Origin of the sequence: Ramlibacter sp. 2FC, assembly GCF_005503345.1 — a bacterium.
Lineage (GTDB): Bacteria > Pseudomonadota > Gammaproteobacteria > Burkholderiales > Burkholderiaceae_C > SCMQ01.
In genome coordinates, this window is record NZ_SCMM01000021.1 from 32,521 (window position 1) to 49,674 (window position 17,154).

Annotated in this window: 14 protein-coding genes and 1 pseudogene; 13 read left to right on the forward strand and 2 right to left on the reverse strand. The window is 64.4% G+C overall.

Going from position 1 to position 17,154, the window contains the following annotated elements:
• Positions 1–56: 56 nt before the first annotated feature.
• Positions 57–419, forward strand: coding sequence for a LysR family transcriptional regulator (locus FFS10_RS11055; RefSeq protein ID WP_137894450.1), 363 nt, complete (start codon positions 57–59; stop codon positions 417–419).
• A 179-nt stretch (positions 420–598) separates the two neighbouring features.
• Here the strand turns inward: FFS10_RS11055 and FFS10_RS11060 are convergent.
• Together FFS10_RS11060 and FFS10_RS11065 are read right to left on the reverse strand one after the other, a co-directional pair.
• A pseudogene (locus FFS10_RS11060) lies at positions 599–2,076 on the reverse strand (NAD-dependent succinate-semialdehyde dehydrogenase).
• Between the two features lie 34 nt (positions 2,077–2,110).
• A complete protein-coding gene (locus tag FFS10_RS11065; protein ID WP_137894452.1) occupies positions 2,111–3,718 on the reverse strand; it encodes a GMC family oxidoreductase in 1,608 nt (535 codons plus the stop codon).
• A gap of 194 nt (positions 3,719–3,912) precedes the next feature.
• Between FFS10_RS11065 and FFS10_RS11070 the strand changes: the two genes are divergently transcribed.
• The 12 genes from FFS10_RS11070 to FFS10_RS11130 all read left to right on the forward strand — a co-directional run bounded on the left by FFS10_RS11070 (position 3,913) and on the right by FFS10_RS11130 (position 16,823).
• Positions 3,913–4,482, forward strand: a complete 570-nt coding sequence (locus FFS10_RS11070) for a (2Fe-2S)-binding protein (protein WP_137894454.1) — start codon at positions 3,913–3,915, stop codon at positions 4,480–4,482.
• 3 nt (positions 4,483–4,485) lie between these two features.
• On the forward strand, positions 4,486–5,484 hold the full coding sequence (locus FFS10_RS11075) for an FAD binding domain-containing protein (RefSeq protein ID WP_137894456.1): 999 nt from the start codon (positions 4,486–4,488) through the stop codon (positions 5,482–5,484).
• On the forward strand, positions 5,481–7,619 hold the full coding sequence (locus tag FFS10_RS11080; RefSeq protein ID WP_137894459.1) for a xanthine dehydrogenase family protein molybdopterin-binding subunit: 2,139 nt from the start codon (positions 5,481–5,483) through the stop codon (positions 7,617–7,619). Before FFS10_RS11075 ends, FFS10_RS11080 begins: the two co-directional genes overlap by 4 nt.
• A 269-nt stretch (positions 7,620–7,888) precedes the next feature.
• Positions 7,889–8,803 (forward strand): NAD(P)-dependent oxidoreductase, encoded by a 915-nt coding sequence (locus tag FFS10_RS11085; RefSeq protein WP_171015952.1) that lies wholly within the window; start codon positions 7,889–7,891, stop codon positions 8,801–8,803.
• Between the two features lie 92 nt (positions 8,804–8,895).
• Entirely contained in the window at positions 8,896–9,867 is a 972-nt protein-coding gene (locus FFS10_RS11090; RefSeq protein WP_137894463.1) for a Bug family tripartite tricarboxylate transporter substrate binding protein, read from the forward strand.
• A gap of 28 nt (positions 9,868–9,895) precedes the next feature.
• Complete coding sequence (locus FFS10_RS11095) at positions 9,896–10,660, forward strand: SDR family NAD(P)-dependent oxidoreductase (RefSeq protein WP_171015951.1); 765 nt, start codon at positions 9,896–9,898, stop codon at positions 10,658–10,660.
• A gap of 33 nt (positions 10,661–10,693) precedes the next feature.
• Entirely contained in the window at positions 10,694–11,731 is a 1,038-nt protein-coding gene (locus FFS10_RS11100; RefSeq protein ID WP_137894467.1) for an amidohydrolase family protein, read from the forward strand.
• 442 nt (positions 11,732–12,173) lie between these two features.
• Entirely contained in the window at positions 12,174–13,100 is a 927-nt protein-coding gene (locus FFS10_RS11110) for a LysR family transcriptional regulator (RefSeq protein WP_137894471.1), read from the forward strand.
• A gap of 83 nt (positions 13,101–13,183) precedes the next feature.
• Positions 13,184–14,233, forward strand: a complete 1,050-nt coding sequence (locus FFS10_RS11115) for a zinc-dependent alcohol dehydrogenase family protein (protein ID WP_137894521.1) — start codon at positions 13,184–13,186, stop codon at positions 14,231–14,233.
• A gap of 101 nt (positions 14,234–14,334) precedes the next feature.
• Positions 14,335–15,324 carry a Bug family tripartite tricarboxylate transporter substrate binding protein gene (locus FFS10_RS11120; protein WP_137894473.1) on the forward strand — a complete coding sequence of 330 codons (990 nt, stop codon included), beginning with the start codon at positions 14,335–14,337 and terminating at the stop codon, positions 15,322–15,324.
• 57 nt (positions 15,325–15,381) lie between these two features.
• Positions 15,382–15,705 (forward strand): hypothetical protein, encoded by a 324-nt coding sequence (locus FFS10_RS11125; RefSeq protein WP_137894475.1) that lies wholly within the window; start codon positions 15,382–15,384, stop codon positions 15,703–15,705.
• Between the two features lie 155 nt (positions 15,706–15,860).
• Positions 15,861–16,823 carry a Bug family tripartite tricarboxylate transporter substrate binding protein gene (locus tag FFS10_RS11130; protein WP_137894524.1) on the forward strand — a complete coding sequence of 321 codons (963 nt, stop codon included), beginning with the start codon at positions 15,861–15,863 and terminating at the stop codon, positions 16,821–16,823.
• The last annotated feature ends 331 nt before the right edge of the window (positions 16,824–17,154 follow it).

Genomic DNA, 17,154 nt, shown 5'->3' on the forward strand with positions numbered 1-17,154 from the left:
AAGGACGGCGCGCGTATGAACCGCTGATCCCGACCTCATTGCGCTGGACTGACATCATGGACTTCAACATCGCACGCCTCGACCTGGTCTCGATGCGCTTGGTCGTCCTTTGCGCAGAGACGGGATCGCTGTCTGCGGCAGCCAAGCGCGCGCACTGCTCGATTTCGGCTGGCAGCCAACGGCTGAGCGCTCTGGAGAGCACGCTGGGTAGGCCGCTGTTCGTGCGGGATCATCGCGGGCTTCACCTGACCGACGCGGGCAAGCTCTTCGTGCTGCACGCCCGGATCATCCTCGACCAGCTCGAAATCCTCACTAGGCAAATCGCGACCGCCGAAGACCTCGCGGCGACACAGCCCCCACTCGCCAAGAATTCGTACATCCCGAGCCCCGCGTCCGCACAGCTGCCTGTCGCGGCGTAGCGTGTTGTGGCCGCGTGCCCACGCCGTCAGCGCGGCATGCCATGAAGCACGCCACGAACGCCGATGCTTCTTCCGGGCCGCAGCCAACGGTGATATCGTCTCTGCGCGAAGGACCAAGTGCATCGAGACCAGGTCGAAACCTGCGACGTTGAGGGCAGGTTGAAGCCGGGATCAGCGGATCAGACGCATGCTGCCCGCTGCAGAACCGTCTTGGTCACGGTGTACGCGTCGAGACTGCTCGCGCCTCCCTCCCGGCCAATACCGCTTTCCTTCACGCCGCCGAACGGGGCGTTCGCGCCCGGTGCGCCGAAGTGGTTGACGGAAAGCACGCCGCACTCCAGCTCGCGCATGATGCGTTCACTCTCGTGCAGCGAGTTGGTGAATGCATAGGCTGCCAGCCCGACGGAAAGACTGTTCGCCATCGCCAGGCCTTCATCCAGATCGTGCACGGACACGCAGGCAGCCAGCGGACCGAAGGGTTCGTGTCTCATCACGTCGGCGTCGAGGGGCACCTCGGCAAGCACGGTGGGGGCGAAGAAATATCCCCGCGTACCGATGCGGTGTCCGCCCGCCGCCACGCGGGCGCCGCGCCCCTTCGCGTCCTCCACCAGCGCCTGCATGGCCGCCAGACGACGTGCATTCGCCACCGGTCCCATCTGTGCGTTCGGATCGAGGCCGTCGCCCACGCGGAGATCACGGGCAGCGCTGGCGAACGCCGCCACGAACTCGTCATACACGCGATGGTGAATGATGAAGCGCGAAGGAGAGGCACAGATCTGCCCCGTCACGCGCATCTTGCCCCGCGCGGCCAGGCGGCCCAGTTCTGCCGCATCGACGCCGTCACAGATCAGCACGGGCGCGTGTCCGCCAAGCTCCATGAGCGCCGGTTTCATTGACGCGGCGGCCAGTTGGGTCAGTCGCTTACCGACCTGGACCGAGCCGGTGAGCGTGACCATGCGAATGACTGGCGATGCAATCAGCGTGGTGGATATCTGATCGGGATCGCCAAAGACCAGGTTCAGCACGCCGCGGGGCAGGCCGGCATCGATGAAGCATCGCACCAGGGCGCAGGCAGCGCCGGGCGTTTCTTCGGCGGCCTTGAGAACGATGGAGCAACCCGCCGAAAGCGCCGCGCTGACCTTGCGCGATGGTGAACTCAGGGGAACGTTCCAAGGCGTGAATGCCGCGACGGGGCCCACGGGCTGGCGCAGCACGAGCTTTTGCATCTGCGGCTCCGATGGCACGATGGTTCCATAGTTGCGCAGCGACTCGGCCGCGTCCCAGTCGAAGAAGCTGGCCGAGCGGTCGACCTCCGCGCGGGCCTCCGCGAGGGTCTTGCCGTTTCCAGCGTGATGATCCGCGTGATGCCTTCCGCGCGTTCCCGTATCAGGGCCGCCGCCTTCTGGATGATGGCGACGCGTTCTGGCGGCGGTGTGTCCCGCCAGATCAGGAAGCCGCTGGCCGCGGCATTCAAGGCGCGGGCCAGATCGTCGAAGCTGGCTTGGGGAACGCGGGCGAGAACGCGTTCGTCGCTCGGGTTCCTGACCTCCTGGCCAGCGGGCCGATCATGGATCCATTCGCCATCGATGAAGAGCCCGATGCCCGGGTACTCCGCTTGAACGTGGGACAAGGTGGTGTCTGAAGTGGTCTGTGTCATGGGTGGAATCCGTTGGGTTGCAATGCGCTGATGGCTACAGCGCGATGGCGTCCTGCGCGATCAGGTCCGCGCCCTTCTCGCCGATCATCATCGTGGGCGCGTTGGTGTTGCCCGAAGTCACCATGGGCATGATCGATGCGTCAACGACGCGCAGCCGCTCGACGCCCCTGACCCTCAGGCGCTCGTCAACCACGGCCATGGGATCGCGCCCCATCTTGCAAGTGCCGGCGGGATGGAAGGCCGAGTTGCCGTGCTTTTCCATGAAGTCCAGCATTTGCTCGTCCGTCTGCACGCCCGGGCCGGGCAGGTGCTCCCCGATGACCCGTGCCGCGACCGGTCCGGTGGACATGATCTCGCGGATCCGCCGGATGCCCTGGATCATGGCGTGGATGTCTTCTGGGTCGCTCAGGAAGTTCGGCGTGAACACCGGCGCCTGCATCGGATCGGCCGAACGCAGGGTGATGCTGCCTGAACCCTTGGGCCGCAGGCGGTACACCGAAGCGGCCATCGACGGCACCGGATCCACCGCGATGACGCCATTCGGGTGGTACGTGAACGTCATCGGGCGGAAGCTGATCTGCAGGTCCGCGTACGCCTCCTCGGGGCGGCTCTTCACAAAGGCCGCCACCTGCGACGAACCCAGTGCCAGGTAGCCGCCGCGCGTAACGAGGTAGCGCAGGCCTTGCCAGTACTTGCGCATGCCGCTGATCTCGCGGTTGTACGAACTCCCTGGGGTGCAGCGGTAGCTGCAATGGAGGTAGAAATGGTCCTGCAGGTTCTGCCCCACTCCAGGAGCATCGAGCACCAGCGGGATGCCATGCTGCCGCAGGTGCGCGGCCGGCCCGATGCCCGAGAGCATCAGCAGCTGCGGGGAATTCAGCGCGCCCGCGGACAGAATCACCTCCCTGGCCGCCTTGACGACACGCCGCTGGCCGCCTTCAATGACTTCCACGCCTTGGGCCTGCTGGTTTTCGAACAGGATGCGCTGGACCTGGCAGCCGGTCCGCACGCTCAGGTTGCGGCGGTGGCGCACGGGTTCCACGTAGGCCATGTAGGCGGAATGGCGCCGGCCCTTGCGGATGTTGTGCTGCATGAAGCCGACGCCGTCATGCAGTGCGCCGTTGAGGTCGTCGGTGCGTGGGATGCCCAGCTGGGCGGCCGATTCGATGAAGTCGTACGAACTGGGGTGGCGCACCACCGGATCGCTGATCCACAGCGGACCGTTCTCGCCGCGATAGCTGTCGCCGCCACGCTCGTTGTGCTCCATTTTCTTGAAGTACGGCAGCACGTCCTCGTAGCTCCAGCCGGGGTTGCCCAGGTGGGCCCAGTGGTCGAAGTCGTTGCGGTGGCCCCGGATGTAGACCAGGCCGTTGATGGCGCTGGAGCCGCCCAGCCCCCTGCCGCGCGGCCAGTACATGCGCCGCTGGCGCAGCCGGGGCATGGGCTCGGTGTGGTAGTTCCAGTTGAACTGCTCGTGGAAGAACATCTTGGCCATGCCGGCGGGCGTGTGCACCCAGAACGTGTCCGCCGGCGGCCCGGCCTCCAGCAACAGCACCTTGTGCCCGGGGTTGTCCGACAGGCGCCGGGCCAGCACGCAGCCCGCCGATCCCGCGCCGATGATGATGTAGTCGTAGGTGTCCATGCAGTCGGAATGTTCAATGTCAGCGCCGAGTCTAGGAACGAGACCCTGGTTGGGGTAGCCATCGTTTCGTGACATGGCTTTCACCTTTCGTGAATCTCTAGGCGCTGCCATGGATGGCTGCCGTCCATCTAAAATGTTTCAATGAACGAAACAAATACCGTTCAATGAATTCATCCATATACTGCAGCCGACGCATGATCCTGAAAACGTCGAGGAGCCGACCGACCGTGGAAAAAAATCATCCTCTTTGCATTTCAACTGCGCCGGACTCGACGTCACCGCCCCCCATGGATGTGGCGCTTCGTGTCAATGGGGTCGATTGCCGCTTGAGCCTCGATGCGCGCACGACGCTGCTCGATGCCTTGCGCGAGCACCTGCAACTGACAGGCGCCAAAAAGGGTTGTGGCCTGGGACAGTGCGGCGCATGCACCGTCCTGATGGACGGCCGGCGCGTCAAGTCCTGCCTCTCGCTCGCCGCGCTCGCCGAAGGGCGTGAGATCGTGACGATCGAAGGCCTCGCCCAAGGCGATGACCTTCACCCGCTGCAAGCAGCATTCATCGAACGCGATGCCTTCCAGTGCGGCTACTGCACCCCAGGCCAGATCATGGCGGGTGTGGCGTGCATCGCCGAAGGCCATGCCGGTTCGCCGCAGGAGGTCAGGGAGTGGATGAGCGGCAACCTTTGCCGCTGCGGCGCCTACGACCACATCGTGGCGGCCATCATGGATGTGGCTGGCACGGTTAAACCCGCGACGGGGGGCTGAACCATGCACCCTTTCGCACTCAAGCGCCCCAGCGACCTGGCCACCGCCCTGGCCTCTGGCGCACAGTCCGGCCGCGGCAATGCCGTGACCGAATACATCGCCGGAGGCACGGACATGGTGCAGCTCTTGCAGGAACACATCCGCCATCCGGATCACCTGGTCAGCCTGGCGGGTCTCCTGGACAGCCGCATCGAAGAAAACCCGCAAGGCTTGCGATTGGGCGCTGCCGCGACCATGGCGGAGCTCGCGGCCCATCCCGTGGTCGTCGATCGGTTCCCCGTGATCTCGCAGGCCCTGCTGAATTCCGCCAGTCCGCAGGTGCGCAACCAGGCCACCTTGGGCGGGAACCTCCTCCAGCGCACCCGCTGCCCGTACTTCCGCGATACCGGCTACAGCGCCTGCAACAAGCGCAAGCCGGGTACGGGCTGCGCAGCGATGGAAGGCGAGAACCGCTGGCACGCCGTGTTCGGCACGAGCGAGAACTGCATTGCAACCCACCCTTCCGATCTGGCGGTTGCGCTTGTGGCCCTGGATGCCGCCGTCCACTTGCGCAGCGTGGATGGCGAGCGCACGGTGGCGCTGACCGATTTTTACTGCCTTCCCGGCAGCGCGCCGCACATCGAAACGGTGCTGCAGGCCGGCGAGGTCATCTCCGCGATCACGGTGCCGGCGAGTCCGGTGGCCTGGCGATCACACTATCTCAAGGTGCGCGACCGGGCGTCGTTCGAGTTTGCGGTCGTTTCCGCCGCCGTGGCCCTTGAGATGGAAGGCAACCGGATCCGGCAGGCACGCATTGCGCTGGGAGGCGTGGGGACGAAGCCTTGGCGTGTTCCCGGCGTCGAGGCGGCGCTGGCGGACGCGAGCCTGGACCGGGAGACGCTGCAGCGCGGCGCGGCACTGGCCATCGAAGGGGCACGGCCGCGTGAACACAACCGTTTCAAGGTCGAGTTGCTGCAGCGCGCCATCGTGCGCGCAGTCGAAGCGGCGGGAGAGCGGACATGAGCAATATCGCCCACGCACCCGCCCCTTCGGCGGGTTCTCCTGTCAGCCGCGTGGACGGGCGGCTGAAGGTGACTGGCCGCGCGACCTATGCCGCCGAGTTCCCTGTTCCCGGCGTCGTCCATGCCGCCATCGTGCGCAGCACAATTGCGCACGGCGTAATTGCCTCCGTCGACACGACCGCCGCGCAACGCGCCGCGGGTGTGCTGACGGTCCTGACCCACAAGAACGCGCCTCGCCTGCCCTACCATCCACAGAAGGCGGGGCCCGATCCCGACATCGGTGAGCGTCTGCATGTCCTCCAGGACAACATCGTCAGCCACCAGGGACAGCCCATTGCGCTGGTGGTGGCGCAATCCTTGGAGCAAGCGCAATACGCCGCCACACTGGTTCGCATCACTTACGTCCCCGAACCTGCGGTCACGGACTTTGAGCGGACAAAGCCCGCGCAGCCCGACCCAGCGTCACGCTACCCCATCGAAACCCGGCGGGGCGATCCGGTGGCAGCTTTCGCTGCAGCAGAGGTTCAGGTCGACCAACGCTACGGCATACCGCGGGAATACCACAACCCGATCGAAACCCATGCCACGATCGCTGCCTGGGAAGGCAACCGCCTGACGCTGTGGGACAAGACGCAGTGGGTGCATCACACCGCCGACCAGATCGCGGCCGTGTTCGGGATCGCCGCGCAGGACGTCCATGTGGTTTCGCCCTTCGTCGGCGGCGCGTTCGGGGCCGCACTGCGGGCCTGGCCCCATGTGACCCTGGCGGCCCTGGGCGCCCGCGTGACCGGGCGCCCGGTCAAGCTGGTGCTCACGCGGCGCGAGATGTACTACGGCGTGGGCTACCGCCCGCACACCCTGCAGCGCATGGCCCTGGGGGCGTCGCGCGACGGCCGTCTGTCGTCGATCCTGCACGAAGGAATGCAGGAAACCTCCACCTACGAGGAGTACGCCGAAGCCCTGCTGAATGCCACGCGGTTCCTGCATTCTTGCCCCAATGTCCACACCCTGCGCCATATCGTGCGCTTGAATGTTCACACGCCCACGTTCATGCGGGGGCCCGGCGAGGTGAGCGGCCTGTTTGCACTGGAATCGGCACTGGACGAACTGGCCATCGCGCTGCAGATGGACCCCGTCGAGCTGCGCCTGCGCAACGAACCACAGCACGATGAGTTCAAGAACCTGCCGTTTTCCAGCCGCTCGACGCAGGAGTGCTACCGCATCGCGGCAGAGCGCTTTGGCTGGAGCCGCCGCAACCCGGCACCGCGCTCGATGCGGGACGGGCGCTGGCTGCTCGGGTGGGGGATGGCCACCGCCACCTATCCGACGCATTTCGCGCCCGCCTCCGCCCATGTGCGCCTGCTGCCGGATGGCACCGCGCAAGTCAGCAGCGCGGCAAGCGACATGGGACCGGGCACCTGGACATCGATGACACAGCTGGCCGCCGACGCGCTGGGCCTTCCGATGGATCGCGTCACGTTCACGCTCGGCGACAACTGCCTGCCCCGCGCGGCGGTACATGGCGGCTCGATGACGACGGCCAGTGTAGGTAGCGCTGTCCAGGCCGCCTGCCGCCAAGCGCGCGAAGACGCACTGGCCCGGGCAGGAGTCGATGACTTGACGGAGGCCCTGCGCCGACTGCGACAACCCGTGGAAGCCTCTGTGGACAGCCGGCCTGGTGATGCCGCGCAGCGGTTCTCGATGCATGCCTTCGGCGCGGTGTTCGTGGAGGTCGCCGTCGATCAGGACCTGGGCGAGGTCCGCGTACGCCGCATGGTCGGGGCCTATGGCGCCGGCCGCATCGTCAATCCCAAACTGGCCCGCAGCCAGTGCATTGGCGGCATGATCGGTGGCGTAGGCATGGCACTGATGGAGCATGCCGTGGTCGATCCGCGCAATGGCCGGGTGGCGAACGCCAACTTCGCGGAATACGCGCTCCCCGTGCATGCGGATGCTCCTGCCGTCATGGATGTGCTGTTTGTCGAAGAACAGGATTCGCACGTCAACCCGCTGGGCGTGAAGGGCCTGGGGGAAATTGCCATGGTGGGGGTGGCGCCAGCCATCGCCAACGCCATCCATCACGCCACGGGCAAGCGGATTCGCGAGCTTCCTGTCACGCCTGACAAATTGATCTGAACCCAGGCTGGAAACATGCGGACCACGGACCAGACGTGGACATTTACAAAAAGTGAAGACCTTTTCACGCCCGCATGACTACCGCAACAGGTACCTTGTTCCTAGACTCAAGGTAGCGGGCCAAGATGCCTTTGCCGTTCACGACCGCAAGGCTATGGCACATATGGGTTTTCAATGAAAGAAACTAGTTTCATTAAATGCAAGACAGCCTCCCAGCATGTCGTTGCAGGAAGTCCATTTCACACTGGCATATCAACCACAAACTGGAGATGACCGAGATGCAAAACCCCTCAAGAGAAAAAACCGTTGGTTTCATAGGTCTGGGGATGATGGGCCAGCCGATGGCGGAGAACATCCTGAAGAAGGGCCACGCGCTGGCAGCCTATGACGTTCTGAAGGAACGGCTCGATGCCATCTGCGCCCTGGGCGGCCGCGCGGCCACCGGCCCGGCGGATGTCGCCCGGCAGGCGAGCATCGTCATCTCGATGGTTGACACCACCGCGCAAGCCGAGGAGGTCATCGTTGGCCCGGGCGGCCTCATCGACGGCGCGCAGCCGGGCGACGTGATCATCAGCATGAGCACGATCGACCCCGAGATGCTGCGCGCGATGCACGCCAAGCTGGCGGCCAAGGGCGTGGGCCTGATCGACGCGCCGGTCAGCGGGATGCAAAAAGGCGCGATCGCCGGCACCCTCAAGGCCTACGTGGGCGGCGAGGAAGCGGTGCTGGAAAAGGCCCGGCCCGTGCTGCAGTCGATGACCGCGGAAATCGTGCACTTCGGCCCCATCGGGCAGGGCACAACCATGAAACTCATCAACAACATGCTGTGCCAGATCAACTGGGTGCTGGTGGCCGAAGCGCTGGTGCTGGGCACCAAGGCTGGCCTGGATCCCAGGCAAATGGTGGAAACGGTGCTCAGGGCCACCGGCAACAGCGTGGCGTTCGAGTATTCCGCGCCCCGCATCCTGGAGCGCAACTTCGACGGCATCCGTCTGGACATCAGCTTCAAGGACATCGAACTGCAGACAGCGCTGGCCAAGTCGCTGAAGCTTCCGCTGTTCATGACCACCACCGCCCAGCAGGTCTACCAGATGGCCCGCGCCCAGGGCCTGGGCAGCGAGGACGGCGGCGCCACCCTGGTCAAGGTTTACGAGCAACTCGCTGGCGTCACGGTTCAGGGCTGATCCGGCAAACCCACAACCGGGCCGAGGAAGTCTTGCGCCGCTTCCATGGCCTGCGCACCCGATGAGCGCCACGACAACGACAGGAGACAAGCATGAACAGAAAGTTTTTCGGACTCGGTTTGACGGCGCTCGCGCTTGCGTTCGCCGCCACGGGGCAAGCACTCGCCGCAGACCCATGGCCAACAAGCAAGCCTATTCGCATCATCGTGCCGGTGCCGCCGGGCGGTGCGATGGACGTCACGACACGCCTGGTCGCCCTGAAGATGAGCGAGAAACTGGGGCAGCAGATCATCATCGACAACCGCCCAGGCGGTGACACGACCCTGGGAACCCGCCTTGTGAAAGAGGCACCGGCCGACGGCTACACCATTCTTTCCCAGTCCAACCCGTTTTCCACGCAACCCAGGCTCAAGCAAAACCCTGGCTACGACCCCTTGAAGGACTTCATCCCCTTGGGGCCCATGCTGCGCGGACCAATAATCGTAGAGGTAGGAGGCGGTCAACCCGATCAGGCTCTCAAAGACTTCATTGCACGCGCCAAAGCCACGCCTCTGCAATTTGCTTCACCGGGTATTGGCAGCGCCCCGCACATTGCTGGCGAGCTGATGCTGGTCAACGCTGGCGTCAAGGCGGAGCACATTCCCTACAAAGGTGCTTCGGCCGCGTACCCTGACGTGGTAGCTGGACGTGTGCCGATCTTTTTCGATGGCTATGCTGGTAGCGCACCTTTCCTGAAGGACGGGAAGATGCGAGCACTGGCCGTCACTGGTCCCTCAAGGATCGCACCACTACCCAATGTTCCGACGCTTGTCGAACAAGGGATCAACGTCACGTACACATATTGGCTGGGCCTGATTGTGAAAGCTGGCACACCGGCTGATGTGGTGCAACGCCTTTCCGACTCCCTCAAATACGCCACCAGCAGCAAGGACCTGGTTGACCGATTCGTGGCCGACGGCACCGACCCGACCTTCATGACCCCCACCGAGTTTGGCGACTACATCTCGAAGGAAATCGAGCAGTTTGGCAAATTGGCCAATGATCTGAAGCTCGCCAAGGAATGAGCGAGTGACAACGCTTGGGCGTGGACAGGTGGCCCTGGTCACCGGGGGGGCTGAGGGCATTGGCCTGGCCTTGGCCGAGGCCTTTGCCCGCCGGGGCCTGCGCATCGTGATCGCGGACATCGATGCGGCCGCGCTGCGTCAGGCCGAACAGCGGCTCGCGTCCCTGGATACCGAGGTGCTGGGTGTGCAAACCGATGTGTCGGACCGGGAGGCTGTGCGCTCACTCCGGGAGCAGGCGCTGGCCCGCTTCGGCACCGTGGACGTGCTCTGCAACAACGCCGGCCTGTACCATGGCACGGGTCCGGCGTGGCAGCTTGATCTTGCCGCGTGGCGCCGGTTGTTCGAGGTGAACTACTGGGGCGTGGCGTACGGCATCCAGGCATTCGTGCCGCTGTTTGTCGAGCGCGGTTCGGGCCATGTGGTGAACACGGCTTCCATGTCGGGCCTGTCCACCGTGCCTGGCATGTCCGACTACAGCCCGGCCAAGCACGCCGTCATCGCCTTGTCCGAGACCTTGCGGGCCGATCTCGATGCGAACGGGGCTCCGGATGTCGGCGTCACGGTCCTGTGCCCCGCCGTCGTGAACACCCCGATGGGACGGCGCGCCGTTGGCTTGCCTGCTGGCGGTGGCACGCTGCCGCCCAACATGATCGAGCCGCACGCGCTCGCCAAGGCGGCGCTCGCGGGCATCGAAGCGGGACAGCTGTACGTCACGCCCTCGTCGGGTTCCAAGGAACGCTTTCTCAGGCGCATCCAGCCTATCCTGGGCGCGTTCGATGAACAGGCGGGATGACGGTTCGATTCATACTTGCAGGAGTAACAGTTCATGGCAATCACCGGCGGCGTCATGACGCCCAATGAAGAGTGGCTCTCGCGCGCCGAACCGGAGGAGGCGCTCGAACCCGAGTTGCCCATCGTGGACGCCCATCTGCACCTGTGGGACCTGGGGGGTTACCACTATTTCATTGAGGAATACGCGCGCGACCTTGCCGCCTGCGGCCACAACGTGGAAGCATCGGTGTTTGTCGAGTGCTTCATGATGTACCGCGCCCGCGGGCCGGAACACATGAAGTACGTGGGAGAGACCGAGTTTGCCGTGGGCATGGCGGCCATGGCGGACAGCGGCAAATACACCCGGTCGCGCGTTGCGCAAGGCATCGTGGGCTATGCCGACCTCACGCTCGGCGAGCGCGCACGCGAGGTGATCGAAGCGCACCTGGACGCGGGCAACGGCCGGTTCCGGGGAGTGCGCCAGCGGGCCAAGTGGGATGCAGACCCGGTGGTCAAGGGCAGGTACAGCGCGGACCAGCCCCACCTGTACCTCGATCCCGAATTCGGCAAGGGGATCGGCGTGCTTGCCTCCCTGGGCCTGTCGTTCGATGCCAGCATCTACCACCCCCAGATCCCGGACGTAGCCGGGCTGGCGCGCGCGCACCCCGACGCCAGCATCGTGCTCAATCATTCGGGCAGCCCGGTGGGCCACAGCTCGTATGCGGACAAGGAAGCCGAAAACCATGCGGTCTGGCTGGCGGGCATGAAAGAACTGGCACGCTGCCCGAACGTGACGGTCAAGCTCGGTGGCGTCCTGATGAACCTGTCCAACTTCGACTTCACGACCGCGAAATGTCCGCCCACCTCGAAACAGCTCGCGGAGCTTTGGCGGCCGTACATCGAGCCATGCATCGAACTGTTTGGCGCAGAGCGTTGCATGGCGTCGTCGAACTTTCCGGTGGACAAGGCGGGGTTCGGCTACGGCACCGTCTGGAACATGTTCAAGCACATCACGGCCGGCTGTTCCGAGGACGAGAAGCGGATGATCTTCGCGGGCACCGCCAGGCGGGTTTACCGGTTGGCGGACGATTGAGAGAACAGCGCGGATGCGGATGGCCCGGAGCCGTCCGCGAATCGCCGCCAGGCGGCTGACCGGGGCCAGGCCCGCCTCATGAGGTAAGTTCCACCGTCACCTGGACCGAGCCGGGGATGTCAAAAACTTCCACTCCTGAATCGAGTTTTCCCTGCGCATAAGGTCGTACTTCTGGATGGACGGCGGCAGCATCGGCGCCAATTTCCTGGCGGCGTCGCTCTGGTTCAGCGTCGCGGTCACCACCTGACCGGCCATCCGAATCCGCTGGGCGTTCTGCGCAGATGCGATGAATGTGTCTCCTGGAAACCCTACGCACGCGGTCACGGTGACCACATGCTGTCAATATACTTTGGCCATGATGCATTTGGCATAGATCCAGCCTCCGATCGAGGTGGTTCTTCCGCCCATCCGTCACTGCAACAAGACCCTTCAGAGGTGTCCCATGGAACTTCGGCAATTGCGCTATTTCGTCCGTGTCGTGGAGACGGGAAGCATCAGTCGGGCTGCCAAGGATTTTGGTGTCGTCACATCGGCCCTGAGCCAGCAGTTGAGCCGCCTGGAGGGTGAGCTGAGCACCCGCCTGCTGTACCGTTCCGCCACCGGCGTGAAGGCCACCGACGCCGGCATGGCCTTCTACAGGCAGGCCCAGCTGGCGCTGCGCCACACCAACGACGCCGTGATCGCCGCCCAGCAGGCGCGGCTGTCGGGTCACGTCAGCGTGGGCATGGCGTCTTCCACCTCCGCCATCCTGGCCGTACCCTTTGTCACCGCCATGAGACACAGGTACCCCGACATCCGTATTCACCTGGTCGAAAGCCTGTCGACCAACCTCGTGGCCATGCTCAACGCGCGCCAACTCGATCTCGCGGTGCTGTTCGAAGGCGGCCCAATACCGCGCTGGGGTGCACTGCCACTCGTCGAGGAACGTCTGTTCCTCATCGGTTTGCGAGACATGCCGGCGCTCGCGGAGCTTCAAGGCTCCACCGTCCGGCTTTCCGACCTCGCGCATGTCCCGCTGGTGCTGGGGTCGCAAGGCATGCGCGTGGCAGTGGATGCGGCATTCGCGCGCGCGCGGTGCGAACCGAACATCCTGCTGGAAGTCGATGGGCTGGCCGTGCTGATGGATATGGTCTGCGCCGGGATCGCCGCGACCATCCAGTCCGGCGCGGCGACGACACGCTTGACCGGAGAAGCTTTCAAGCGCTTTGAGATCGCCGATCAGGGTGCGCGCCGAAGGACGGTGCTGTCCAGCCTCAGCGACAACGAGATGTCGCCAGCGGCGCTGGCGGCAAGAAACGTCCTGAGCGAGGCGGCGCGCACCCTGGTGGACAGCGGGCAGTGGCCGGGCGCGGGTATTCACGTGGAGTGAAATCCCTGTCAGCGCTGCATCAGTTCCGCGCCGCGCACCGGGTTCCTACACTGTGATCTCCCTCAAACAACGTGGAGACACAATTGCGCGGTTTGACTTTTCCTGGCGGCCGAGAGGTGGCGTTCGTTGACTTTCCCGATCCCGTGCCGGGACCGGGGGAGATCGTGCTGGAAATCAAGGCATCGGGGTTCTGCGGGAGCGACCTGCACTACTACCGCCGCCCCAAGGGAACCCCCGCCAGTGCGCGTTTTCAGTACCAGGCCGGCCCGGTCATTGGCGGCCACGAGCCTTGCGGAATCATCGCGGCCATCGGCCCGGCCGTGCCGGCGTCGATTGGCCGCGTCGGCGATCGCGTGATGGTGCACCACTATGCCGGCTGCAGCACGTGCAGCCATTGCCGGTCCGGCTGGCAGCAGCTGTGCCAGGAAATCCCGATCCACTCTTACGGCAATAACGACCATGGCGCGCACGCGAAATACATGAAAGTGCCCGCCATGACCGTGCTCCCGCTGCCCGACGAATTGTCATTCGCGGCCGGAGCGGCCATTTCGTGCGGCACGGGGACGGCCTTCTCGGCACTGCACCGGGCCGGGCTGCTGGGGAGCGATACCGTCGCGATCTTCGGGCAAGGCCCGGTGGGCCTCGCTGCCACCCAGATGGCGAAAGCCATGGGGGCGAGGGTGATCGCCCTCGACATCAGCACCGAGCGGCTGGCGCTTTCCGGATCGTTCGGCGCCGATGCCGTGATTAACCCGTCGGCCGACGATGCCGTGGCGGCCATCAAGGATCTCACGCATGGCCAAGGCGCGGACGTTTCTCTTGATGCGTCAGGTTCTCAGGCGGGACGGATTGCCGCCATCCGGTGCCTGAAGGTCTGGGGGAAGGCCTGCTTCGTGGGCGAGGGAGGCGAGTTCAAGACCGATGTATCGGCGGATTTCCTGCGCCGGCAAATCACCTTGATCGGCTCCTGGACCTTCTCCACGCTCATCCAGGCGGAATGCGCGCGTTTCGTCGCCGATCGCAGGATCGACGTCGATGCGATTTTCACGCACCGCTGGCAGCTGGATCAGGCGGACGAGGCGTACCGCCTGTTTGACAGCCAGGCGACCGGCAAGGCGCTGTTCCTGATGTAGGTATTGGCACTGCGCCATGCCGCGCGGCGAGGCCGCTGCCGGATGACTGCCCAGCCATCTGGCATGGATGCAATTCCTGTGAATTCGATGAAGGAGACGGTATGTTGAAGAAACTTTGTGCGCTGGTGGCGAATGTGGTCGCGGCAGCGGGATTGGCGCTGTCCCCGCTCGCCCACGCGGCAGACTACCCTGAACAACCCGTTCGGGTGATCATAGGAAACCCGCCAGGCGGTCCCACGGACGTGTTTGCGCGGGCACTCGCGGCCAGGCTGACCGATGAGCTGAAACAACAGTTTTTTGTGGATAACAAGGCTGGAGCCAGCGAGATCCTGGCAGCTCAGGTGGTGGCCAACGCCAAGCCGGATGGCTATACCCTGCTGTTCTGCACGGAAACGCCCCTGGCGATCAACCAGTTCACGTTCAGCAAGCTGTCCTACAACCCTGAAAAAGACTTTGCACCCATCACCATGATTGCCTCGGCACCCTTGGTCTTGGTGGCTCCGGCCTCGTCGCCCGTCAAGTCACTCGACGAGTTCGTGGCGCTCGCCCGCAGCCGCGCGGCGACGAAACCACTCACCTACGGATCCGCCGGGGTGGGAGGCGTCTTGCACCTGCCCATGGCGATGCTGGCCAAGAACAACGGACTGGAATTGACCCATGTCCCCTACAAAGGTGCCACCCCGATGCTGCAGGACTTGCTTTCCGGCCAGATTGATGCTGGCTGGGTGGGCGTATCGGGGGCAGTGCCTTACGTGCGCGAAGGCAAACTGAAAGCGCTGGTCGTGGGAGGAACTTCGCGCTTGAGCATCCTGCCCAATACACCCGTCTTCAGCGAGACTTCCATCGCCCCGGAACGATCTGACTTCATGTTCTCCCTGGTGGCTCCTGCGGGCACGCCGCCGCAGATCCTGGACAAGATTGGCCAAGCGGTCAAGAAGATCGTGAACGATCGGAAGTTCAAGGAGACCCAGCTGGATCCATACGGCTACGTGGCCGTGGGGTCGACACCCGAAGACTTCCGGAAGTTCTTGATCAAGGATCGCCAAGTTCAGGAGCAAAGGATCAAGGTCTCTGGGGTGAGGCCGGAATGAGCAGGCGTCTTTTTCTCGGTTTCGTGGGGGGTGTGCTCGCGTTGAGCAGTGGCGGCCTTGCTGGCGTTGCTCAAGCGTGTGACCGAGCAGGCGCACCGGACCTTGCATCCCGAGCTGGAGGTGTCCACGTACCACCTGACGGCGGAGATCACCAGCGGCTATGAGGCGATGGTGCTCACGTTGCCGGCCGAGCACCTGCCTTGCGCCGATGACGATCCCGGGCAGCTGTTGCAGCTGGCAGCTCGCCTGAAGCCAAAGCAGCCGGTCACCTCCAAGCGCGCGGTCAAGCCCGCCGTGGCCAAAGGGTTACGTGGAGGGCTCCATCGCCAGACACATGCGGCAACCGACCAGGTGCTCAAGGCTTCGGGCAAAAGACGTTGAAAGGGGTGATCTTGAGAGGTCACTCACATTTTTATGGTTTCATTCATTGAAACCTATGCCTTTACTAGAAACCAGTGGTAGCATGGCATATGCATCGCAATCGAGGCCGCTGCGCTGCGGCGCGAAAGGACGGAATGAGCAAGAGACGTTTTGTCATGGGCGTGCTGGCGATCTGCGCCGCCGCTCTGTCGGCGCCCACGCAGGCCCAGGAATACCCCTCAAAGCCCATCAAGATCATTGTGGGCTTCGGCGCGGGCGGGACCACGGACGCCATCGCCCGCTATTACGCGCTGAAGATGTCCGAGGTGCTCAAGGCCCCGGTCATCGTGGACAACAAGCCCGGCGCCGGCCAGACCGTGGCCATCAAGTCGACCATCGCCGCGGCGCCGGATGGCTACACGCTCTATCTCGCGACTGCCAGCTCGCTGTCCCAGGGCCCGGGGCTGCGCAAGAACCTGTACTACGACCCGATGAAGGACTTCAGCCTCATCGGCCTGATCGCGAGCGTTCCTGGCGTGATCGTCGTCAGCCAGAACCTGCCGGTGCGCAACCTGCGCGAGCTGGCGACCTACTCGAACGCCAACCCGACGCAGCTCAACTACGCGTCGTCGGGCGTGGGCGCCTCCAGCCACCTGCAGACGGCCTACCTACTCAATCTCACCGGCATCAAGATGGCCCACATCCCGTACAAGTCGGACGCGGACATCATGCGGGAGGTGTCCGCCGGCTCCATTCAGCTGGGGATGTCTTCGGTGCAGGGCGCCCTGCCCTCCATCACCGGTGGCCGGGTCCGCGCACTGGCCGTGACGGGTTCGCGCCGTGTGAAGGCGCTTCCCGGCGTGCCCAGCCTGACGGAGTCCGACTTCAAGGGCCTGGACGGGATCGATCCCTACAGCTTCTACGGCCTGGTGGGACCTGCCGGCGTGCCGCCGGCCATCGTCGCCAAGCTGAACGACGCGATCAACCGCGTGTCCACGATGCCAGACGTCGTTGCACACATGGAAGAAAAGCTGGTGGCGGAGCCCGGCGTCGGCAATCCCGAAGCGTTTCGCGCGTATATCCAGAAGGATTTGTCCAAGTGGCAGGCGTTCTCGAAATTCATCACGCTGGCTGAATGACGAGCTTCGCTCCACCCGCGCACGGAAACATCCTTTGACATCCGCGCCGGGACGCCCCGGAATCGCGGAGCGCGATGCCCAACGCACTGGTGCATCCCGGCGGGCAGCGTGCCTGCCCGCTTTACACCAGTCCCGCAGCGCACGCAGGACCGTCAAGTCGAGGATTTCGATCTTTCAAAGGTGCGTCACCGTTTGGCGGGAACTCCGCCTCGCTTACTTTGCGACATCAATCGTCACCTGGACCTTGCCGGGGACAGCGAGAGCCTCTGCACCTCCTTCGAGGCGGCCAAACAGGATGACACCGGGCTGCGGGATCATGAATCTCCTGCCC

Coding starts and splice junctions, on each gene's coding strand:
- FFS10_RS11055 (WP_137894450.1), top strand. CDS start 57: ATGGACTTCAACATCGCACGCCTCGACCTGGTCTCGATGCGCTTGGTC.
- FFS10_RS11065 (WP_137894452.1), bottom strand. CDS start 3,718: ATGGACACCTACGACTACATCATCATCGGCGCGGGATCGGCGGGCTGC.
- FFS10_RS11070 (WP_137894454.1), top strand. CDS start 3,913: ATGATCCTGAAAACGTCGAGGAGCCGACCGACCGTGGAAAAAAATCAT.
- FFS10_RS11075 (WP_137894456.1), top strand. CDS start 4,486: ATGCACCCTTTCGCACTCAAGCGCCCCAGCGACCTGGCCACCGCCCTG.
- FFS10_RS11080 (WP_137894459.1), top strand. CDS start 5,481: ATGAGCAATATCGCCCACGCACCCGCCCCTTCGGCGGGTTCTCCTGTC.
- FFS10_RS11085 (WP_171015952.1), top strand. CDS start 7,889: ATGACCGAGATGCAAAACCCCTCAAGAGAAAAAACCGTTGGTTTCATA.
- FFS10_RS11090 (WP_137894463.1), top strand. CDS start 8,896: ATGAACAGAAAGTTTTTCGGACTCGGTTTGACGGCGCTCGCGCTTGCG.
- FFS10_RS11100 (WP_137894467.1), top strand. CDS start 10,694: ATGGCAATCACCGGCGGCGTCATGACGCCCAATGAAGAGTGGCTCTCG.
- FFS10_RS11110 (WP_137894471.1), top strand. CDS start 12,174: ATGGAACTTCGGCAATTGCGCTATTTCGTCCGTGTCGTGGAGACGGGA.
- FFS10_RS11120 (WP_137894473.1), top strand. CDS start 14,335: ATGTTGAAGAAACTTTGTGCGCTGGTGGCGAATGTGGTCGCGGCAGCG.
- FFS10_RS11130 (WP_137894524.1), top strand. CDS start 15,861: ATGGGCGTGCTGGCGATCTGCGCCGCCGCTCTGTCGGCGCCCACGCAG.